General features: G+C 68.4%; 20 protein-coding genes. 13 read left to right on the top strand and 7 right to left on the bottom strand.

Features of this window, described 5'->3' with window-relative positions; all coding sequences use genetic code 11:
* The first annotated feature begins 517 nt into the window (after positions 1–517).
* Positions 518–1,519, top strand: coding sequence for a TIGR04024 family LLM class F420-dependent oxidoreductase (locus tag M1L36_RS05570; RefSeq protein ID WP_250872737.1), 1,002 nt, complete (start codon positions 518–520; stop codon positions 1,517–1,519).
* Positions 1,520–1,526: 7 nt separating this feature from the next.
* On the opposite strand, the gene M1L36_RS05565 is transcribed toward M1L36_RS05570, so the two are convergent.
* The 3 genes from M1L36_RS05565 to M1L36_RS05555 form a co-directional block, all read right to left on the bottom strand.
* Positions 1,527–2,000, bottom strand: a complete 474-nt coding sequence (locus M1L36_RS05565) for a hypothetical protein (RefSeq protein ID WP_250872736.1) — start codon at positions 1,998–2,000, stop codon at positions 1,527–1,529.
* Positions 2,001–2,052: 52 nt separating this feature from the next.
* Positions 2,053–3,639, bottom strand: a complete 1,587-nt coding sequence (locus M1L36_RS05560) for a bacterio-opsin activator domain-containing protein (protein ID WP_250872735.1) — start codon at positions 3,637–3,639, stop codon at positions 2,053–2,055.
* A 70-nt stretch (positions 3,640–3,709) separates the two neighbouring features.
* Positions 3,710–5,296: a DUF7125 family protein gene (locus M1L36_RS05555; protein ID WP_250872734.1), complete on the bottom strand. Its 1,587-nt coding sequence runs from the start codon at positions 5,294–5,296 to the stop codon at positions 3,710–3,712.
* A 259-nt stretch (positions 5,297–5,555) separates the two neighbouring features.
* On the opposite strand from M1L36_RS05555, the gene M1L36_RS05550 reads away from it, so the two are divergent.
* From M1L36_RS05550 to M1L36_RS05525, 7 genes are all read left to right on the top strand, one after another.
* Positions 5,556–5,900, top strand: coding sequence for a DUF7344 domain-containing protein (locus M1L36_RS05550; RefSeq protein WP_250872733.1), 345 nt, complete (start codon positions 5,556–5,558; stop codon positions 5,898–5,900).
* Positions 5,901–6,079: 179 nt separating this feature from the next.
* Positions 6,080–6,202: a hypothetical protein gene (locus tag M1L36_RS21305; protein WP_305794362.1), complete on the top strand. Its 123-nt coding sequence runs from the start codon at positions 6,080–6,082 to the stop codon at positions 6,200–6,202.
* Positions 6,199–6,624 (top strand): GtrA family protein, encoded by a 426-nt coding sequence (locus M1L36_RS05545; RefSeq protein WP_250872732.1) that lies wholly within the window; start codon positions 6,199–6,201, stop codon positions 6,622–6,624. The genes M1L36_RS21305 and M1L36_RS05545 overlap by 4 nt, the downstream gene beginning before the upstream one ends.
* 168 nt (positions 6,625–6,792) lie before the next feature.
* Entirely contained in the window at positions 6,793–8,115 is a 1,323-nt protein-coding gene (locus tag M1L36_RS05540; RefSeq protein WP_250872731.1) for a ferritin-like domain-containing protein, read from the top strand.
* 54 nt (positions 8,116–8,169) lie between these two features.
* A complete protein-coding gene (locus tag M1L36_RS05535; RefSeq protein ID WP_250872730.1) occupies positions 8,170–8,448 on the top strand; it encodes an ArsR/SmtB family transcription factor in 279 nt (92 codons plus the stop codon).
* A 78-nt stretch (positions 8,449–8,526) separates the two neighbouring features.
* A complete protein-coding gene (locus M1L36_RS05530; protein ID WP_250872729.1) occupies positions 8,527–8,832 on the top strand; it encodes a DUF8036 family membrane protein in 306 nt (101 codons plus the stop codon).
* 76 nt (positions 8,833–8,908) lie between these two features.
* Entirely contained in the window at positions 8,909–9,988 is a 1,080-nt protein-coding gene (locus M1L36_RS05525; protein ID WP_250872728.1) for a glutamate-cysteine ligase family protein, read from the top strand.
* Here M1L36_RS05525 and M1L36_RS05520 read toward each other — a convergent pair.
* The 4 genes from M1L36_RS05520 to M1L36_RS05505 all read right to left on the bottom strand — a co-directional run bounded on the left by M1L36_RS05520 (position 9,972) and on the right by M1L36_RS05505 (position 13,384).
* Positions 9,972–10,682, bottom strand: a complete 711-nt coding sequence (locus tag M1L36_RS05520) for a TetR/AcrR family transcriptional regulator (RefSeq protein WP_250872727.1) — start codon at positions 10,680–10,682, stop codon at positions 9,972–9,974. The genes M1L36_RS05525 and M1L36_RS05520 overlap by 17 nt on opposite strands.
* 83 nt (positions 10,683–10,765) lie before the next feature.
* Entirely contained in the window at positions 10,766–11,602 is an 837-nt protein-coding gene (locus M1L36_RS05515; RefSeq protein ID WP_250872726.1) for an ABC transporter permease, read from the bottom strand.
* Complete coding sequence (locus M1L36_RS05510) at positions 11,602–12,387, bottom strand: ABC transporter permease subunit (RefSeq protein ID WP_250872725.1); 786 nt, start codon at positions 12,385–12,387, stop codon at positions 11,602–11,604. The genes M1L36_RS05515 and M1L36_RS05510 overlap by 1 nt, the downstream gene beginning before the upstream one ends.
* A complete protein-coding gene (locus tag M1L36_RS05505) occupies positions 12,380–13,384 on the bottom strand; it encodes an ABC transporter ATP-binding protein (RefSeq protein ID WP_250872724.1) in 1,005 nt (334 codons plus the stop codon). Before M1L36_RS05505 ends, M1L36_RS05510 begins: the two co-directional genes overlap by 8 nt.
* A gap of 310 nt (positions 13,385–13,694) precedes the next feature.
* On the opposite strand from M1L36_RS05505, the gene M1L36_RS05500 reads away from it, so the two are divergent.
* From M1L36_RS05500 to M1L36_RS05480, 5 genes are all read left to right on the top strand, one after another.
* A complete protein-coding gene (locus M1L36_RS05500; RefSeq protein WP_250872723.1) occupies positions 13,695–14,105 on the top strand; it encodes a DUF7575 domain-containing protein in 411 nt (136 codons plus the stop codon).
* Positions 14,048–14,755, top strand: coding sequence for a TetR/AcrR family transcriptional regulator (locus M1L36_RS05495; RefSeq protein WP_250872722.1), 708 nt, complete (start codon positions 14,048–14,050; stop codon positions 14,753–14,755). The genes M1L36_RS05500 and M1L36_RS05495 overlap by 58 nt, the downstream gene beginning before the upstream one ends.
* The gene (locus M1L36_RS05490; protein ID WP_250872721.1) at positions 14,752–16,209 is read left to right on the top strand and encodes an MATE family efflux transporter; all 1,458 of its coding nucleotides are present in this window, start codon (positions 14,752–14,754) and stop codon (positions 16,207–16,209) included. The genes M1L36_RS05495 and M1L36_RS05490 overlap by 4 nt, the downstream gene beginning before the upstream one ends.
* 165 nt (positions 16,210–16,374) lie before the next feature.
* Positions 16,375–19,404: an MMPL family transporter gene (locus M1L36_RS05485; protein WP_250872720.1), complete on the top strand. Its 3,030-nt coding sequence runs from the start codon at positions 16,375–16,377 to the stop codon at positions 19,402–19,404.
* Positions 19,405–20,181, top strand: a complete 777-nt coding sequence (locus M1L36_RS05480; RefSeq protein ID WP_250872719.1) for a TrmB family transcriptional regulator — start codon at positions 19,405–19,407, stop codon at positions 20,179–20,181.
* The last annotated feature ends 109 nt before the right edge of the window (positions 20,182–20,290 follow it).

Below are 20,290 nucleotides of genomic sequence, written 5' to 3'. Positions count from 1 at the left end.
GCGCGATGACCACCGTTAGCCTCGGCCCCGGGGTCGCCGACCGGACCGTTCGGTCGATGTGACGGTCTGCTTCAGTCGTAAACCCGGACCTAGTGAGAGCGTCGCTCACTCCTTCCTGACGGTTCGTTCCGCCGGAAACGAGTGTACCGATAACCGTCTGGTCGGCCCGACGGACGCTCTCGGAACGCTAGCGGTTGGCCGTCGCGAGCAGTCGCGCTCCGGTGTCGGTCAGTCGGGTCCGCTCGGTCAGCACCCCCTCGGTTCCCGTCGAGACGACCGTCTCGCCGACCATCGTCATCGTGGCCCGTCCACCCGCCCGTCCACAACGCTCGACGGTGTCGACGACCGGTTCCAGTCGGTAGCCCCGCCTCGCGGGCGAACACCGCCGTGACGCTCCCCGGTGCGAACGCACGTGTTTTCGTCCCCGGAACGTGTGCGGACCGCGACCAAAGTCCTGTCCGTGGCCGCCGCGCTCGACCATGCCAACTGTTACCCTCCCCGGTTCCGTGGTCGGGGTATGACTGCTCACGACCTCGTCCTCCGGGTCTCGGACCACGACACGCTGGACTCGGTCGCCGACCAGGCCCGTCTCGCCGAGGACCTCGGATTCGACCGCGTTTCCGCCGGCGAGACCACCGGCCGCGACATGGTGACGACGTTCGCCGTCGTCGGCGAGCGCACCGACACCGTCGGCGTCTCGACGGACGTGCTCTCGCCCTTTGGCCGCGCGCCGACCGTCCTCGCCCAGACCGCGCTGACGATGCACGAGGCCACCGGCGGCCGGTTCCGCCTCGGTCTGGGGACGAGTTCACCCGCCATCGCCGAGCGCTGGCACGGCGCGACGTTCGACCGACCGCTCCGTCGCCTGCGCGAGACCATCGACGTCGTCAACGCGGTGTACGAGGGCGGCCGGGTGAGCTACGACGGCGACGTGTTCGACCTCGGCGGTCTCTCCTACGAACGGCCCGTCCCCGACGACCCGCCACCCATCGACGTGGCCGCCCTCGGCCCGAAGGCCGTCGAACTCGCCGGCCGGTTCGCCGACGGTTGGGTCCCCCAACTGTTCACCCCCGACGGCCTGCGCGACCGACTCGGCGACCTAGAGCGGGGCGCGGACCTCGGCGACCGTTCGCCCGACGACGTGCGGGTCGCGCCGCTGATTCGCTGTTTCGCCAGCGAGGACGACCCCGCGGCCGCCCGCGAGGCGACCCGCTCGATGGTCGCGTTCCTGATGGGCGCGTACGGTCCGTTCTACGGCGACTCGGTCGCCGAACAGGGGTACGAGGACGTCGTCGCGGAGGTCCGTTCAGCGTGGGACGACCGCGACACCGAGGCGATGGCCGCCGCCCTCCCCGACGACCTGCTCGACGAGTTGGCGGCGTGTGGCACACCCGAGGACGTGCGCGAGCGACTCGATTCGTTCGCCGCCATCGACGGCGTCGACGCGATTCGCGTCGGCTTCGTCCGCGGGGCGAGCCGCGAACAGGAGCGCGAGACGATGGAAGCGGTGCTGGCGTAGCCGGCGCTCAACGGCGCTCTCGTGGCTCGTCGGTCGGCACTCCCAACTGCCGCCGAAGGCGACGGTACGCCCACTCGGCCCCACGCCGACCCACGCCGCCGAACACGAGCCAGGCGGCCAGTACGACGGCGACCGACCGGAGACCGGCCGTCTGCAAGTCGCCGAGTCGGCCGGCCACGACGATGGCAGCCGAGAGCACGACCACGAGGCTCACGAACTGTTCGACGAACAAGAACACGACCGCGACACGAAGCGACGGTCGGAACCCGCCGAGCCAGAGGGCACAGAACGCGACCGACCCGAGCAGGAACCCGACTTCCATCTCGGAGAACCCGAACCGCGTCGGAATCGCCCCGGCGAGGCTCAGGCCGACGCTTATCAGCGGGAAGCCGACGAGGACCCAGAGGGCCAGCATCCGACCGAACGAGTCGTCGTTCGTCGTTCCGTCCGGGGCGGTCGGACCGGTGGAGGGCTCGTTCACGACGAAACGCGTGGCCGGACCGACATCAAGGGTTCGTCGCTCGTGTCCGGGGTCAGTCCTCCAGTAACACCATGAGCAGCTTGTTCTGAGCCGCTCTGAGGTGTTCGTGGAACGTCGGCGCGGAGATGTCGAGCGAGTCGGCGACCTCCTCGCCCGTGCTCGACCGGGGCCACTCGAAGAAGCCGGCGTAGTACGCCGTCTTCAGCGCGCTCCACTGCTGGTCGGTGAGACGGTCGCGGAACGACTCCCACAGCTCCTGTCGGGAGGTACGGTCGCGTTCGCGTTCGCGCTGGGCGCGGAGCGTCGCGGCCTCGTACTTCGCAGCGAGCGCCTCGACGATGGCGTGGCGGTCGACGTCGTGGGGGAACTCGGCGGTGACGCGGTGGACGCCGTCGGTGACGGTGAGGCCGGTCGTCCGCCCCCCGAGGGCGGCGACGGCCTGGACGACGTGGTCGTCGGAGAACGCCATCTCGAACAGCGCCTCCCCGCCGTGGTCGCCGACGTGTCGGACGTGGTCGACGCGCGCGGCCTCCTCGCCGACCTCGAGGACGGTCTCCGGGTCGTTCGTCTCGACGGAGTAGTACTCCAGGTACGACCCGTCGGCCGTCGACACCATCCCCGTGAACTCGAAGGGTGCGTCGGTCCGGTCGGCGACCTGCGCGAGGAACGACTCCGACAGTTCGATGCCGAACTCCAACTCCGCGACACGGTCGGTCAACAGCGCTCGCTTGCTCTCGGCGGCCGTGATGGCGTGGCCGATGGTCTCGCCCAACTCCTCGAGGACGGCGACCTCGTCGGTCTCTTCGAACGCCGACGGCTGGTCGGCGTAGATGACGACGACGCCGTAGCGGGTGTCCTCGTAGACGATGGGGACGGCGATGGCCGAGGCGATGCCGTGGTCGGCGGCGCTCGTCGCCCACGGTTCGTCGTGGTCGGCCACGTCGTCGACGACGGTCGCCTCGCCGGTGGCGACGGTCCGACCCGCGGGGTCGCTCGCGGTGGCCCCCGCGCTCGCGGTGACGTCGTCGAGGTAGTCGTCGATGTCGCCGGCCGCCGCACGCGGGGTCACGTCCCGGCTCGTCGCGCTGTCGGTGCCGACCCAGGCGGCGACGTACCGGTCGACCTCGACGAGGCGGTCACACACCGCCTGCTCGATGTCCTCGCGCGTCGAAGCGCGGACGAGCGACTGGTCGATGCTCCGGATGACGGCGTTGAGGCGGTCGAGCGTCCGGAGGGCGTCGCGCTGGTCTCGCAACTCCACCGAGAGCGCCCGGGAGTTGAGCAGGTTGTCGAGGCGACCCTTCAACTCCGCCTTCTTGATGGGGGCGGTGATGAGTTCGTCCACGCGGTTGCGGACGACGGCGTCGATGCGTTTCCAGAGGTCGGGGCCGAGACGGTCGAGTTCTCGCTGGGAGATGACGAACAGGTACGGGAGCAAGACGGGGTTCTCGCCCTCTTTGCGGGCGACCAGCGCCTCCTCGTGGCGACTGAGCATCGCCCGGTCGACGATACACAGGTCGAACTCCTGGTCGAGTGCCGTGGCGTCGTCGCCCACGGCCACGTCGTACTCCGTCGACAGCCACTCCGCGAGCAGACGCCGGTTCTCGTCGGCTTCGGTGAACAGCAGGACACGACTCACGGTGTCGCCTCCTGACGGCGATACGGGCGTCCCGCGGGTCGACCCGCGGGACCGTCGATGGCTCCCGCCATCACGGCCTGTCTCGCTCGTCGACTCGGTCACCCGGTTGTCTGGTCGCACTCCGTTTCCCCGCCCGGTTGTCGTCGTCGACGAACACGTCGCGCGTGTCGGCGTGGGCCTGCTGGTGTGAACTCGACTCGAAGCCGATTTCCCCACGTTCGAAGGTCGGGTTCCCCGTCAGGATGCCCGTCAGTCCGTCGAGCGGTTCGCCGATGTCGACGCCGTACTCGGTGATGCGGAACTGCCGGACGTTGCGTTCGAAGTCGCTGGTACGCTTTTTCAGCACGCCGATGACCTTCCGCATCCGGGAGTTCATCTCGATGTGCTGGATGAACACGATGCTGTCGGAGAGGTACGAGAGACCGGCCTGGGTCAACTGGAACTCGCCGACGACGGTCGGAATCTCGTTCATCAGGATGACCGTCACGCCCATGTTCTTCAGGTAGCGACAGACGGAGTGGAGTTCGCGCGCGAGTTCGTCGTCCTCGTCGCGCAGCGCCTGCTTGTACCCCTCGACGCCGTCGATCATCACGATGCTCGTGTCGTTCTCCTCGACCTCCTGGCGGACCATGTGGGCGAACTCCGTCGCCGACAGGCGGAGGGCTTCGACCTCCTCTATCTCCAGGGTGCCCTTCTCCATCATCGTCTCGACGGGGATGTTGATGGACTCACAGCGGTGGACGAGCGTGTTCTTCGCCTCCTCGAAGGAGTAGACGACCGAGCGTTCGCCCCGGCCGGCGGCCTCCTTCATGAACTGGACGCCCGTGGTCGTCTTCCCGACCCCCGGCGACCCGGTGACGATGGTGACCGTCCCGCGTTCGATGCCGCCGTTGAGCAGTTTGTCGAGTTCGGGGACGCCCGAGGGGAGCGTCTCGCTGGGGAACGTCTTCTCGTGTTGCTGGGGGAGGAGTCGGGGGTAGACCTCGATGCCACCCTCGGCGATGCGAAGCGCGTGCTCGCCGTCGAGCGTGCTCGAACCGCGGAACTTCGGCACCGTCACGGTCCGCCCCTTGTTCGTGCGTTCGAGTTCGACGACGCCGTCGCACATGAACTGGAGGTCGTCGTCGGGGGTGAGTTCGGTCGCCTGCGAGGTGAACAGCACCGTCGCGCCCTGCTCTTTGAGGAACTGCATGAACGAGAGCACCTCCTTGCGGAACTGGTACTCGTCGGGCGAGAGGTGGCGCATCTGGGTGATGGGGTCGACGAAGATACGGTCGGGTGACTCCGACTCGACCCGTTCGGAGATCTGGTCGGTCACCGCCCCGCCCTCCACCTCGTCGGGCGCGAAGATGTCGTAACTGAGGTCGTCGGCAAAGAACTCCGAGTCGGGACTCAGGTCGAGGAACGCCACGTCGTCGACGTCGATGCCGAGCGAGGCGGCGTTCTGCCGAATCTCGTGTTCTGGCTCCTCCATGTTGACGTACATGACGTTCTCGCCGGCCTCGGCCCCGGCGACCAGGAACTCCAACCCGAGGATGCTCTTTCCTGCGCCCGGTTGGCCGCGAATCATGTAGGTACGGTTCTGCACCAGACCCCCGTTCAGCACTTCGTCGAGGCCGGTGACACCTGTCGAGACACGCTCGAGCGCCTCCTGCATGCCCCCACCGATTCTCGACTCCGTAATATGAGTTACGTCATCACTTCTTCTGTCCTCGACGAAAGGTTCCGTCGCATCCGAACGTCGGAAATCGACACACGGCGACGGCTTCTCTCACGGCGCTCACAGCCCGAATCTACAGAGTGGGGCTCTGGAGGCCATTTTCGGCAGTCTGGGCGGTTGTCTGACGGACGCGCCAATCTCTTTAGGGCGTGCGGATATGCCCCCCGACGAGAATGCGTTGATAGGGAAATTCAGAATGTCATCGCAGATCGCTGCCCAGTCGGTCACCGTCGAATCGACCACGCCGTCGCAGGACTTCGTCGGCCGCATCCTCTCGGACTCCCGCCGTCGCGCCCTGCTGTCGGTCCTCGAAGACCGCGAGGGCGCGCTCGAACTCGACCGCGTCGCGGAACTGGTCGTCGACGAGGAGCTCGACGGCGACTGGTCGGCGTTCGACGAGGAGAAGTTCGACCGCGTCGTCGTCACGCTCTACCACAACCACCTCCCGATGCTCGCCGACGCCGGGTTCGTGGACTTCGACCGGACGGACGAGGGCGTCTTCGTCACCCCGCACCCCGACACCTTCGAGCGGGTGTTCTGAATCACCGACCGTACCTGCCGCGCACCACTCTCCTCTGGGGCCGCAACTCGCCGAGCGACCGCTCTCCTCCGCCCGTCTCCTCGCCGTCTCTCCGCGCCGCTCTCGACTCACCCGTCGCGGTCACGCTCGGGGGTTCGTCGACCAAAACGTTGAGACCCGTGGGAACCGTACTGTAACCGATGACTACGTACCGGTGGCCCCGCGACCGACGGGTGCTCGCGCCGACCTGCGCGCCCCGACACGTCGGTGGGTCCGTCGACCGCGCCACGCCGCTGACCGCCCGCCGTCGGGCGCGCGGATGACGACGGCGCTCCTCGCGCGGGCCGTCGACCGCCCGCTCGCCGTCCGACTCCGGCGGTTCGTCCTCGTCGGCACCGTCGCCGCGGGCCTCCAGATGCTGTTGCTCTCGGCGTTCGTCGAGGTCGGGGAGGTGAACTACCTCCTCGCCGCGACCGTCGCCATCGAGATCACCATCCTCGTCCAGTACGTGCTGAACAACGCCTACACGTTCGGGGACCGCTCGAACGACGGCCGCCACGAGTTCCTCCGGGGGCTGCTCACGACGAACCTCGTCCGCGGCAGCGCCATCCCCATCCAGTTGGGCGTGCTGTTCGCGCTCGTCGAGTGGGTCGGTCTGCTCTACCTCCTCGCCAACGGCGTCGCCATCGTCGTCAGCGGCCTGTACCGCTACGTCCTCGACGCGCGGTTCACCTGGGGCGGCTGACGCTCCGAGCGGACAGGTGAGTCCCGCACCGGCCCCGCCACAGTGGCCCGTCGTACTCCGGTCGGAATTGGGTGAGAGTTCCGAGAGCTTCCCGGGTGAGTTCGGGCACATCCCCGTCGGAACTCGGAAAATCCCCTTTAGGCGGCGTGGACTCGCTTCGGACGCACGATGACCGCACCCGAACCCGACACCAAGACGACGCGCCGTGCCGTCCTCGGAACGACCGCGACCCTCGGCATCGCCGCCCTCGCCGGTTGTACGAGCGACGGTGACGACCCCGGTACCACCACGGAGACCGCGACTCCCACCGACGACCCGACGGAGACGGAGATGGGGGCCGGGACGGCTACCGACACCGACACCGCGACCGAGCAGCCGATGGCGAACCCGGACGTCCCCATCCTCAACTACGCGCTGACGCTCGAACACCTGGAGAACGCGTTCTACCGCGAGGGTCTGGAGACGTTCGGCGACGACGAGCTGATGGACGCCGACGCACTGTCGGGGTTCAACGAGACGCTCCGGATGGACGTCCCGGAGTACCTCGCGACGGTGGGCGACCACGAGGCGGCCCACGTCGATGCGCTCACCGACACGGTCGAACAGCTCGGTGGGACGCCCGTCCAGGAGGGCGAGTACGACTTCGGTTACGAGACGCCCAGCGAGTTCCTCGGGGTGGCGATGGCCCTGGAGAACACCGGTGTCGCCGCCTACGCCGGCGCGGCTCCGAAGGTGGTGAACAACGACGTGCTCGCGGCGGCCGCGGGCATCCACAGCGTCGAGGCGCGCCACGCCGCGTTCCTCAACCTCGTCAACGGTGAGGTGCCGTTCCCGAACGCCGTCGACGAGGCCCAGACCGTCGACGAGGTGCTCGAAATCGCCGGGCAGTTCGTCACCAGCGAGGTCGACCCGAGCGTCTACGAGACCGGCGGGGACCGGCCAGAACAGCAACGCAAGGCCGAGAACGACACCAGCGACGTCGACGTCCTCAACTACGCGCTGACGCTCGAACACCTGGAGAACGCGTTCTACCGCGAGGGTCTGGAGACGTTCGGTGACGACGAACTGATGGAGGCCGAGGCGCTCGCCGAGTTCGGTGAGGAGCTTCGGATGTCGGTGCCCGAGCATCTGGCGACGGTGGGTGACCACGAGGCGGCCCACGTCGGTGCGCTCGCCGACACCGTCGAGCAGTTGGGCGGAACGCCCGTCGAGGAGGCGACCTACGACTTCGGCTACGAGACGCCCAGCGAGTTCCTCGGTGTCGCGATGGCTCTGGAGAACACCGGCGTCGCGGCGTACAAGGGTGCGGCGGGCACCGTCGCCGCCGACGCGGTGTTCGAGGCGGCCATCGGTATCCACAGCGTCGAGGCGCGACACGCGAGCTTCCTCAACGAACTCAACCTCGAATCGCCGTTCCCGATGGCGGTCGACGAACCGCAGACGATGGCGGAGGTCACGGAGATCGCCGGCCAGTTCATCGTCGAGAACTGAGCGGCAACGCCGTGTCGGTGGGCTTAGGTGGGCCGCTCGTGTCGACTCGCACGGATGGAGGCTGTCCTCTGGTACGTGTTGACCGGGACGCGCGGTGGCGTCAACCGCGTCCGGATACTCCGGGCGCTGGACGACCGCCCGCGGAACGCGAACCAACTCGCCGAGGACCTCGGCCTCAACTACGACACGATTCGCCACCACCTCGACGTGCTCGCCGACAACGGTATCGTCCGCTCCAGCGGCGACGACTACGGTGCCATCTACCTCCCGACCGACCGGGTCCGCCAGCATTGGGACGTCGTCGAGACCATCGTCGAGAACGCCACGGACTGACCACACGATGACGAACGCGACACCAGACACCCGACTGCTCGACCACACGCACAGCCGTTCGCTCGCGGAGCCACGCCGATGACCGGTCTGGTCACGCTGGCACAGGTCGCCACCGCCACCAGCGTCGTCCTCCTGTTCGTCCTCGCGAGCGTCTGGGTACGCAACTACCGACAGCTCCGGTCGAAACACACCCTCGGGATGCTGGTGTTCGCACTGTTGCTCCTCGTGGAGAACGCGTTCGCGCTGTACGTCTACCTCCTCGACCCGAGGCTGTCGGCGTGGTTCGGCACGGCCGTCCCCGACGTCGCGTGGTACGCGATGCTCGGATTCCACGTGCTGGAGGCGCTCGCAATCGGCTTCCTGACGTGGGTCACGCTGGACTGAGGCTGGGTTCGAGCACACCTATCGAACGCGCACACGCCGTGCCAACCGCTATCCGCGTCGACCGTCTCCGAGCGGCATGCAACTCGGGGTGGAGATGGAGTTCTGGGTGGTCGACGAACTGGGCGACCTGTGTGACGGTCACGACCTCACCGAGGCCCACGAGCTAGCGATTCCGGAGTTCGTCGAGTCGCTCGTCGAGGTGACGACCCCGCCCCGCGGCTCACCGGCGGGCATCGCCGAGAGCCTCGCGGACGTCCTCGACACGCTCCTCGTGCGCGCCCGCGAGACCGACCGACGACTCGTCCCGCTCGGGACGCCGCTCACGACGACGGACTCGCCGGTCGTCTCCGCGCGCGGGGACGTCCTCGAACGCATCTACGGAGAGGGACTCGACGTGGCGAAGAACTGTGCGGGGACGCACGTCCACTTCGAGCAGGGCGTCGTCGCCCGGCAGTTGAACCTGCTGACCGCGCTCGACCCGGCGCTCGCGCTCGTCAGTTCCTCGCCGTTCTACGGCGGCGAGCGCCTCGCCACCTCCTCGCGGGCGTACGCCTACCGGTACAAGGCGGGCCACGACGTCGGGAAGTTCCGCGACCTCTGGGCGTACACCGACGACCCCGAGCAGTGGGACCAGCGGCTCCAGCACCTCTACGAGGAGCTACGGTCGATGGCGCTCAACCGCGGCGTCACCGTCGAGGAGTACGTCGACCTGTTCGACCCCGAGGACGTGGTGGTGACGCCCGTCCGCCTCCGCCGGGAGACGCCCACTGTCGAGTGGCGCTCGCCCGACACCACACTGCCGAGTCAGGTCGTGACGCTACTGGAGGACCTCGAACCGCTGGTGGCGAAGACCGCGGACCTCCCCGTCGAGGTCGGCGACCCCGGCGTCACGAACGACGCCATCGGCGTCCCGGCGTACGCCGAACTCCAACAGCTCAGTTCGGCGGCCATCGAGCGCGGCCTGGACTCGCCGTTCGTCTGGAAGTACCTCGAAGCGTACGGCATCGACACGACGCGCTACCACCCGCTGGCCGACCAGTTCTACGCGGGCGACACCATCGGCGAGGAGCGCGCCCGGCGGGTCCGTCTCGAAGCCGCCCGCCTGCTCGAACGCGACGTCGACGCGCTGTACACCACCGTCACCGAGCGTCGGTGACCTCGTCGCTCCTCGGGCCGGAGACCGACTCGTCGGCGTCGTCCGCATCCCTGGCGGTGTCCTCGTCCTCGGTCTCCACCGCGTTCGCCGCCACCTCGCCGGTCTCGCGGGTCATCCCCCGGGCGACGGCCGCGACGAGCGTCTCCTTGACGGCCTGGTACATCGGGATGTCGTCCTCGTGGAGCGTGAGGAACGCCACCGCCCGGACGGCGTGGGCGACGAGTTCCGGCGACGGACCGTCGACCCGGCCAGCGTCGTACCACGCCTGGATGTACGGCAGGAAGTGAGCGACGTCGCGCTCCTGTTCGGCGGCGTACTCCGCCTCGGAGAACTGCTCCCGGAGGCGGTCGAGTTCGTCGCCGACGACGAGTTGGTGGACCAGCGGGTTCGTCTCGATCTCGTCCATCACGCCGAGCAAGAACGCCTCGATGGCGGGTTCGGGGTCGTCGTAGCGCTCGAACGACTCCCCGAGCAGACGGTCGGTTATCTCCTCGCCCTCCTCCTCCAGCAGGTCGAGGTAGAGCGCCTCCTTCGAGTCGTAGAACTGGTAGAACGTGCTCGTCGCGATGCCCGCCGGGTCGGTCAGTTCCGAGATGGTGGTCTTGCGCAACCCGTAGCGGGCGAACAGTTCGCGGCCCGTCTCGCGTACCTGTCGGTCGATTCGCGAGCGTTCGGCCTCGCTGAAACTCCGCATCTACCGACCCTCCGGGACGGCCGGCCATTCGACTGTTGGTTCGCCCCGGCGACGACCCCGGAGCGCGGGTCCGAGGTGAGCGCTCACAGGTCGCTCCGGACGAACGCCGTCCGTGCGGCGACGAGCGCGGCGGCGGCGACGCCGCACAACAGCGCCGCGCCCGCGAGGTCGTACGTCCCGTCGAGGAGCACCGCCGCGGGGTCGAAGTAGCGCATCGGCGACAGCGTGCCGACCCAGTCGTAGTCGGTGCTGGCGACGAGCGACTCGCTCAGCCACGCCGCGACGACGAGACCGAGCGCGACCCGACTGGCGGTTCGGCCGCGGCGGACGACGACGCCCGCCAACAGGCCGACGGCCGCCCAGCACAGCAGGTACGGTATCGCCAGCGCGTGCAGCGCCGCGAGGTCGGTCAGCGACAACGGGTCGTCGATGAGCACCGACCCGGCGTACAACACCAGCGGAATCGCCACGTTGACGACGACGATGGGGACGAGCAGTGCGAGGAACTTCCCGAGGAGCACGTTCGTCCGCGAGACGGGCGCGGCGAGCAGCGTGTCCATCCGGTCGGCCCGGAGGTCGCCGGCGACGCTCCCGGCGGCGCTGTACGCGAGGTACCCCGCGAGACCGACGACCCACGAGAAGACGTAGAACTCGCCGGCGAGCAGCCCTTCGAGCGACCCGAGCGTCTCGATACCGAACAGTTCGCGGAACGCCGGGGGCATCGCCTCGGTCAACTGGTCGATGTCCGCGGCGGTCGTGACGTCGGGACTCAGCGCGACGAACAGCGCCCCGAACAGCGCGACGAGGACGACGATGACGCCCGTGACCCGGAGGCGGCGTTCGCCCTCGAAGCGGGCGACGTCGAGCGCGCTCCCGGTGTGTTCGCGGCGGTCGGTCCGCTCGACGGTCTCGGTGCTCATCAGACGTCCCTCCGGGCGAACCACGCCTGGCCCGCCCCGAGCAGGACGACGGCCGCGACGAGCAGTGTCGCCGCGCCCGCGTAGTCGTACTCGCTGGCGGTGAGGACGGCGACGGGGTCGTAGTAGCGCATCGGAGCGACGGCTCCGAGCCACTCGAAGTCCGTCCCTTCGGTCAGCGTCTGGAGCAGGAACGTCCCGACGAGCGTGCCGGCGGCGACTCCCTCCGCGACCTGCCGTCGTGGCGCGACCACGGAGGCGAGCATCCCGAACGCGCCACAGCACAGCAGGTACGGTATCGACAGCGCGTGGACGGCGACGAGGTCCGCGGCGGCGATGGGTTCGTCGACCAGTCGCGTCCCGGTGTAGACGACGACGAGGACGACGACGTTGACGACGAGGATGGGCACGAGCAACGCGAGGAACTTCTCGACGAGGACCTGCCCACGCGAGATGGGGGCGGCGAGCAGCGTGTCCATCCGGTCGTCGTCGATGTCGCCGGCGACGCTGCTGGCGGCGCTGTAGGCGACGTAGATACCCAGGACGAGGAGCCAGCCGAACCAGTACAGTTCGAGCGCGATGAACCCCTCGATGGTGCCGATGAGTTCGAGGTCGAACGCCTCGACCATCGCCGGCGGGTACGCCTCCAGCAGCGACTCCAGGTCGACGTCGTTCAGGATGCTCGGCGCGACGAGAATCATCATCGCGGCGAACGCGGACAGACCGGCGGCGACGACGGCCGACCCCGGGAGGCGCTGTCTGGACTCGAAGCGGGCGGTCTCAAACATCGGCGGCCTCGAGTTCGGTGTCCTCACCCTCGGCGGCGCGACGCTCGCGTTCGACGCGTTCGACGACGGCCTCGGCGTCGTCCTCCCCGTAGAAGCGCATGAACACCTCCTCCAGCGGGGCCTCCTCGATTGCGAGGTCCCGCAGGTCGTAGCGAAGCAGGTGGCGCAACAGCGGTTCGTACGCGCCGGTGTAGGTGAACGTCACCAGGGTCTCTTCCCCGCCGTCGGTCGCCGTCTCGTCCGGAGTCGTCTCGCCGCCGACGGTCACGTCGTGTGCCCCCTCGATGGTGAACTCCTCGGGAGTGACCGTCCCGCCGACGCTCGCGCGGACGAGTTTCCCCGTCCGGTCGATGAGCGACTCGACGTCCTCCAGTTCGACGAGGAAGCCGTCCCGGACGATGCCGATGCGGTCACACACCTTCCGGACCTCCCCGAGGATGTGACTGGAGAAGAAGAACGTCTTCCCGCGCTCGCGTTCGGCGCGGACGAACTCCAGGAACCGCTCCTGTTTGAGTGGGTCCAGCCCCGAGGTGGGTTCGTCCATGATGACGAGGTCCGGGTCGTGCATGAACGCGAGGACGATGGCGAGCATCTGCCGGTTGCCTCGGGAGTACTCCCCGACCTTCCGGTCGAGCGGCGGTTCGAACAGTTCGAGCAGTTCGTCGCTCCTGACGTCGCCCCGGAGCGCGCCGTGGTACTCGATGAGGCGTCGGCCGGTGACGTTCTCGTTCAGTCCCGGGTCGCTCGGCAGGTAGCCGATGCGCGCTCGGGCGGCCCGGAGCGCTCCGGCGTCGCGCACGTCCGCACCGAGGACGGTCGCGCTCCCTCCCGTCGGCGAGAGGAAGCCCATCAGCGTCCGGATGGTCGTGGTCTTCCCGGCCCCGTTCGGCCCGAGGAAGCCGAACACCTCGCCCTCCTCGACGCCGAAGGTGAGGTCCTCGACGCCCCGGACGTCGCCGTAGTACTTGCTGAGCCCGTCGGTTTCGATGACTGCCATGGTGGTCTCTCTCCGGTCTCTTGAATCCGTGAACGCATCTCTTTTTCGTTTTTTGAGATTCGAACCCGGCAGGATGGCTCCCCGAACCGAAGCAGTTATTCAGACTGAACGGTCAGTCAGTACGTCGGAGGGGAACCACGTCGGCCCGGGCGGTGGCCCTGACATGACCCGACCGCATCCACCGCTCCGACGTCTGTCGACCCTGAGACCTCGCCCCTCCGACTCCCTTCTCGACGAGCGACCGTACCGACCGCGCTGAACGAGCTGTCGAACGCGCAACGCTTATACTGACCGAACGTTCAGTCAGAGTGTGAACGACGCTCGAACGACCCGACGGCCGTGGCTCGCGGCCGTCCTCAGTGTGGCGGTGACGGGACTGGGCCACCTCTACCTCCGGCGATGGGGCCGCGCGGCCGCGTGGCTCCTCGTCGTCGCGGCGACGTCGCTGGTCGTCCCGCAGGCGGCCATCGAGGCGCTGGCGGCCGGCGAGGCGGTCGACGTCGTCGCGCTCGCACCCGTCTGGTTCGCCTCCACCCTCTGTGCGCTCGACGCCTACGTCGTCGCCCGTCGCGACCACACGCCGCGGACCACCGCCGCCGCCGACACCGCTCGCTGTCCGCACTGTGGCGGCGAACTGACCGACGGCCTCGACTTCTGTCACTGGTGTACGACCGAACTCGACGACGCGCAGGTCGCGTCCTCGGGGGGTGGCTCGCGGTGAACGTCGACCCCGCCGACGGGGCCGACGGGGCCGACCGAGGTGACCGGGCCGACGCTGGCGATACCGGCCAGCGCTCGACCGAGGAGCGCATCATGGAGGCGACGTTCCGCGCGCTGCTCGAACACGGCTACTGTGACCTCTCCATCGCCAACATCGCCGAGGAGTTCGAGATGAGCAAGTCGTCGCTGTACTACCACTACGACTCGAAGGACGACCTGCTGGTCGCGTTCCTCCGGTTCGCCGCGAAGCGGTTCGAGGAGACCACGCTCTCTCGCCCGCCGTCCGACCCGATGGCCGACCTCGAACACCTGGTCGAGAAGCTCCTCCCGCTCGAACAGCGCGCGGAACAACGGGAGATCCAGACCGTGATGAGCGAACTCCGCTCGCAGTCGGTGACGAACGCGGCGTTCCGCGAGGAGTTCTCCGACATCGACGACCTGCTCGTCGCGACCATCCGCGACATCGTCGAGCGCGGTATCGAAGACGGGTCGTTCCGCGAGGTGGACTCGACGCGAGTCGCCGAACACGTCGTCGCCACGCTCAACGGCGCGCGGGCGGCACGGGCGACGACCAACCGTGAGACCGCCCCCGCCGCCGTTCGCGTCTCGCTGGCGTCGTACCTCGACACCACCCTCCGAGGGCGACGGTGAGCGGCCGCGACGTCGACGTCACCGACGGCGAGTTACTGAAACCGCTGGTCGTGCTGGCGCTGCCAATCGTACTCGCCCAACTGCTCCAGGTGGGGTACAACCTCGCGGACACGTTCTGGGTGGGTCGCCTCGGCCAGGAGGCGGTCTCGGCGCTGTCGTACTCCTTCCCCATCGTCTTCCTGATGATATCGGTCGCCGGCGGGTTCACCGTCGCGGGGACGGTGCTCGTCGCCCAGCACAAGGGCGCGGGCAACGACGACCGGGTCGACTACGTCGCCGGCCAGACCATCGCGTTCGTCTTCCTCGTCGCGGCGGGGTTCTCGGTGCTGGGCTACCTGCTGACGCCGACGCTGATGTCGCTGGTGGGTGCGTCCCCCGGCACCCCCGAGTACGCGCTGGCCGTCGAGTACACCCGGACCATCTTCGTCGGCATCGTGTTCATGTTCGGCTTCTTCGTCTTCCAGGCGCTCCTCCAGGGGTGGGGTGACACCCGGACGCCGCTGTACCTGATGGCGCTCAGCGTCGCGCTCAACGTCGTCCTCGACCCCTTCCTCATCCTCGGGTTCGAGGGCAACGTCCTGTTGACGTCGCTCGGTCTGGACGGCCTCCAGACGTGGGCGTTCGAGGCGACCGGGTTCGCCGGCTTCGGCGTCCAGGGGGCGGCCGTCGCCACCGTGTTTTCGCGGGCGGTCGCCACCGTCCTCGCGATGGCGTGGCTGTTCTCGGGCGCGGTCGGCATCCACCTCTCGCTCGACGACCTCAAACTCGACCCCACGATGGTCAAGCGCATCGTCTCGCTCGGCGCGCCCGCGAGCATCGAGCAGTCGACGCGGGCGCTCGGCATCACCGTCCTCACCGCGCTCGTCGCGTTCGCGGGCGACGACGCCGTCGCCGCGCTGGGCATCGGCAACCGCATCAACTCGCTCGTGTTCCTCCCGGCGCTCGGCCTCGCGCGTGGGACCGAGACCGTCGTCGGCCAGAACCTCGGGAGCGACCAACCGGAGCGTGCGAAACGCGCCGTCGGCTACAGTTCGGCCATCGTCGCGGGCGTGCTCGCCGTCGCCGGACTCGTCGCGTACGCCTTCGCCGAACCCATCACGGCGGTGTTCATCCCCGACTCGCCCGACGTCATCGCCCTCGGTGCGGACTACCTGCGCATCATCGGCCCGACGTTCCTGTTCATCGGCGTCTTCCAGGTCGTCCAGGGCGGGTTCCGCGGGTCGGGCAGCACGCGCACGGCGATGGTGTTCGCCATCCTCTCGCTGTGGGTGTTCCGCCTCCCGCCGGCGTACGCCTTCCTCACGTCGCTCGACATGGGAGCGACGGGCGTCTGGTACGCCATCGCGCTGTCGAACGTCCTCAGCATGCTCGCCGCGGCCGCGTGGTTCCTCCGCGGGAGGTGGGCCGACGGCGTCGTCGAGGAGTCACCCGGCGTCGCCCCGACCGACGATTGAGGGCCACCGACGGCCGTACGTGACCGTTCCGCAGGAGGTAGAACGGAGACAAACGAGCGACACGTTCCGGTGGTGTCTTATACACCTCGGCTGTTAGTAGGCGACGAACAACAGTACAGTCACTATGATGTTACTCACACTCTCTGCTTCCGACGAGGTGACGCGGTGAGCCGCGTCGACCGCTTCGTCGGTGCCATCACCGGCCACACGCGCATCGCTATCGCGCTGATGCTCGTTGCCACAGTCGTCCTCGGTGCCGGTGCCGGGATGATCGAACAGTCCTCCTCGCTCGACCAGTTCCAGAGCGACTCCCCCGAGTCCGAGAAGCTCAGCTACATCAACGGCAACTTCTCGACCGGGCCGAACAACACGACGACCGTCCAACTCATCGTCAGAGACGACAACGTCCTCGACAAGGAGTCGATGCTCGGTATCCTCGCGCTCGAACAGGAGTTACGCGAGAACGAGACCATCGAACCGACGCTCGCCGACAACAACTCCGTCGTCGGTATCCCCAACATCGTCGCGACCGCCGCCATCCAGCAGGAGGTCGGCGGTGACCTCCAGCGGACCAACGCGGAGTTCCAGCGGCTCAACTCGAGCGTCGCACAGGAGCGGGCGGCACTCGAGAACCGCTCGCAGACGCTCAACGCGACCGCGAAGGACCTCCAGCGTGCGCTGGCGGCCCTCCAGCAGAACCCCGACGCCTCCGTCGAGGCGGCGTTCGAGCAGGTCCGGTCGAACACGAGTGTCGAGCTGGACGAAGAGGACTTCGGGACGTTCCAGCAGGCCGCCCAGGGCGTGCGCAACGCTCAGAACCAGTCGCAGGCCCAGCAAGCCTACCAGCTCGGAACCCAGGGCGTGCTCGCCGACCAGTACCAGAGCCTCCAGCAGCGCGGTGCGGACCTGCAGGAGGACGGCGAACGCCTGCGCGAACTCGGCTCGGAGCTCCAGGCGCTGAACGCCGAGTTCCAGAACGCCTCGACCCCGACGCTCGAAGAACAGCGCGCACAGCTGGAGTCGATGAACGAGTCGGAGATCGACCAGGTGCTCGGGCTGTTGCTCGGTGAGAGCGACGACTCGGGGGGCAGTGGCGGTAGCTTCTCCGCGTTCGCCTTCATGCCGACGAGCTTCGAGGAAGGCTCGACCGACGCCGAGGCGACGATGCTCGTCGTCACGCAGGTGAGCGACAGCGGGTCGACCGCGGAGGCGACCGGCCAGTCGAGCGACGCCATCACGAACTCACAGCTCGCGATGCAGGACCTCGCCAACGAGAACCCCACCGAGCAGTTCTCCGTGAACGACGTGCTCGTGTTCGGCTCGGGCATCATCGCCGAGGAGACGACCCAGTCGATGACCGACAGCCTCGCTATCGTCGGGCCGCTCGCGCTCCTGTTCGTCGTCGTCGCGCTCGTCGTCGCCTACCGCGACGTCATCGACATCCTGCTCGGCCTGCTCGGCATCGGTGCCGTCCTCGTCTGGACGTTCGGGTTCATGGGCTGGGCCGGCATCGCGTTCAACCAGCTGTTCGTCGCGGTGCCCGTCCTCCTCATCGGGCTCTCCATCGACTACGCCATCCACGTGTTCATGCGCCACCGGGAGGAGCGCACCGGCTCGACTGGCGCGAGCACCGACACCGTCCGTGGCTCGATGCGCGTCGCCCTCACGGGCGTCGGCATCGCCCTCGTCTGGGTGACGGCGACGACCGTCATCGGGTTCCTCTCGAACCTGACGAGTCCGCTGCCACCCATCCAGGAGTTCGGCGTCGTCAGCGCGTTCGGTATCACCGCCGCGTTGCTCGTCTTCGGCGTTCTGATTCCCGCCCTCAAGATCGAGATCGACGGCTTCCTCGAAGGCCGGGGCTGGAACCGCAAGAAGCAGGCGTTCGGGACCGGCGGCGGGCGGTTCTCCTCCGTCCTCGCCGCCGGGTCGTCGGCCGCACGCCGTGCGCCGTTCGTCGTCATCCTCGTCGCGCTGCTCATCAGCGCGGGTGGCGCGTACGGTGCCTCGCAGGTCGACACCAGCTTCAGCCAGGAGGACTTCCTGGCCGACGACCCGCCGGAGTGGACCTACGAGCTCCCCGAACCGCTGAAACCCAGCGACTACTCCGCGAAGGAGAACCTCGACTACGTCAACGAGAACTTCCTGCGTCAGGACTCCCAGGCGCAGATCCTCGTCGAGAGCGACGGGACGAGCGTCGCCAGCGCCGCGGCGCTGGAGCGTATCGACACCGCACAGACCGCCGCCGCCGACAGCGACGTCACCGTCGTCCTCTCGAACGGCGAGGTCGACGTGCGCAGTCCGCTGTCGGTGATGCAGAGCGTCGCGGCGACCAACGAGACGTTCAACGCGACGTTCGCCGCCGCGGACACCGACGGCGACGGCGTCCCCGACCAGAACGTCGCGGACGTCTACGACGCGCTGTTCGCGGTCGCGCCCGACCAGGCCGCCGGCGTCATCGCCCAGAACGGCGACGGCGAGTACGAGGCCGTCCGCCTCGTCGTCTCCACGAAGGGGTCGGCGTCGATGGACGCCGTCACCGAGGAGATGCGCGCCATCGCCCAGGAGGTCGAAGGCGACGACGGCGGGCTGACCGCCACCGCGACCGGGCAGACCATCCTGTTCAAGATCGTCTCCGACCAGCTACTGGAGACCGTCGTCCAGAGCCTCATCATCACGCTCGTCGCGACGTTCCTCTTCCTGATGCTCACCTACCGCATCACGGAAGGGAGTGCGACGCTGGGGGCCGTCACCCTGCTCCCCGTCGCGCTCAGCGTGACGTGGATTCTGGGGACGATGTACCTGCTGGGCATCCCGTTCAACATCCTGACGGGGATGATCACGAGCCTCACGGTGGGGCTGGGGGTCGCCTACTCCATCCACCTCTCCGAGCGGTTCAACCAGGAACTCGACCGGACGGGCGACCTCTGGGAGTCGATGCGCCGTGCCGTCACGGGGACGGGTGGCGCACTGCTCGGCAGTGCGGCGACGACCGTGGGCGGGTTCGGCGTGCTGGCGTTCGCCATCCTGCCGCCGCTCCAGCAGTTCGGCATCATCACCGGTCTGACCATCATCTACGCGTTCCTCGCGAGCGTGCTGGTGCTCCCGAGTCTGCTCGTCGTCTGGTACCGCTACCTCGGTCCCGGGCGCTCGACGGAGACCGGGACGACCACCGCGACGCCCGCGGAGGACTAGATGGAGGAAGCCGACGCCCTCGACGCCCTCGAATCGCTGGGGCTGACGAGCTACGAGGCGAAGGTGCTCGTCGGACTCCAGAAGCTCCGGACGGCGACGGCGAGCGAGGTCGCTCGCGTCACCGACGTCCCCCGCTCGCAGGTGTACGGCACCGCCGACTCCCTGGAGGCACGGGGGCTGGTCGAGGTCCAGAACGCCTCGCCGACGCGGTACCGGGCGGTCGCACTCGACGAGGCGATGGCACGCCTCTCCGAGCGCTTCGAGCGCGAGCGTCGGCGCGCGAGCGAGTACCTCCGTGAGGTCCAGGGGTCGCTCGCGGACGACGCCGACGAGCACCGCCCCGACATCTGGGTGACCCGGGGGACCGACAACATCTCCCGTCGCGTCGAGGACCTCGTCGCCGAGGCCGACGAACGCGTCGTCATCGGCGTGAGCGACGTCGACCAGCTCACCCCCTCGCTCGTGGCGACGCTGCAGTCGCTCGTCGATGCGGGCGTCCACGCCGTCGGCGCGAGCGAGGCACCGGCCGCACTGGAGCGCTTCGGGGAGATAGAAGGGATGGAGGTGCTGCGCATCGCGGACGACCGCGGCCCCGACGCGGAGGCCAACCGACTGCTCGCCGTCGACGGACGGACCGTCCTCATCGGGATGCTCGACGAGGGCACCGGCAGCGAGGAGACGGCGATGTGGAGCGCGAACACGCACTTCGCGGCGATGCTCTCGCGACTCATGGAGAACGGCCTCCAGCAGTTCACCGTCGAGCACGTCGACGACTGACGCGAGACCGGTCGTCGACGCGGACGGTCACGCCCTCGGTGCTATCGAACTTCGCAAGGCGTGAGCGTATCTGTTACGCGTGTCGACTCAGTTACATCGAGCGGGTCAC

It is taken from the genome of Halomarina rubra (assembly GCF_023699475.1).
GTDB classification, from domain to species: Archaea; Halobacteriota; Halobacteria; order Halobacteriales; family Haloarculaceae; genus Halomarina; species Halomarina rubra.
Note: the sequence above shows the minus strand (reverse complement) of the source record. Positions and strands in the feature narration are given on the sequence as shown.

Coding starts and splice junctions, on each gene's coding strand:
- M1L36_RS05540 (WP_250872731.1), top strand. CDS start 6,793: ATGACCGCACCCGAACCCGACACCAAGACGACGCGCCGTGCCGTCCTC.
- M1L36_RS05570 (WP_250872737.1), top strand. CDS start 518: ATGACTGCTCACGACCTCGTCCTCCGGGTCTCGGACCACGACACGCTG.
- M1L36_RS05505 (WP_250872724.1), bottom strand. CDS start 13,384: ATGGCAGTCATCGAAACCGACGGGCTCAGCAAGTACTACGGCGACGTC.
- M1L36_RS21305 (WP_305794362.1), top strand. CDS start 6,080: ATGACTACGTACCGGTGGCCCCGCGACCGACGGGTGCTCGCGCCGACC.
- M1L36_RS05515 (WP_250872726.1), bottom strand. CDS start 11,602: ATGAGCACCGAGACCGTCGAGCGGACCGACCGCCGCGAACACACCGGG.
- M1L36_RS05480 (WP_250872719.1), top strand. CDS start 19,405: ATGGAGGAAGCCGACGCCCTCGACGCCCTCGAATCGCTGGGGCTGACG.
- M1L36_RS05520 (WP_250872727.1), bottom strand. CDS start 10,682: ATGCGGAGTTTCAGCGAGGCCGAACGCTCGCGAATCGACCGACAGGTA.
- M1L36_RS05555 (WP_250872734.1), bottom strand. CDS start 5,296: ATGCAGGAGGCGCTCGAGCGTGTCTCGACAGGTGTCACCGGCCTCGAC.
- M1L36_RS05535 (WP_250872730.1), top strand. CDS start 8,170: ATGGAGGCTGTCCTCTGGTACGTGTTGACCGGGACGCGCGGTGGCGTC.
- M1L36_RS05510 (WP_250872725.1), bottom strand. CDS start 12,387: ATGTTTGAGACCGCCCGCTTCGAGTCCAGACAGCGCCTCCCGGGGTCG.
- M1L36_RS05530 (WP_250872729.1), top strand. CDS start 8,527: ATGACCGGTCTGGTCACGCTGGCACAGGTCGCCACCGCCACCAGCGTC.
- M1L36_RS05545 (WP_250872732.1), top strand. CDS start 6,199: ATGACGACGGCGCTCCTCGCGCGGGCCGTCGACCGCCCGCTCGCCGTC.
- M1L36_RS05525 (WP_250872728.1), top strand. CDS start 8,909: ATGCAACTCGGGGTGGAGATGGAGTTCTGGGTGGTCGACGAACTGGGC.
- M1L36_RS05550 (WP_250872733.1), top strand. CDS start 5,556: ATGTCATCGCAGATCGCTGCCCAGTCGGTCACCGTCGAATCGACCACG.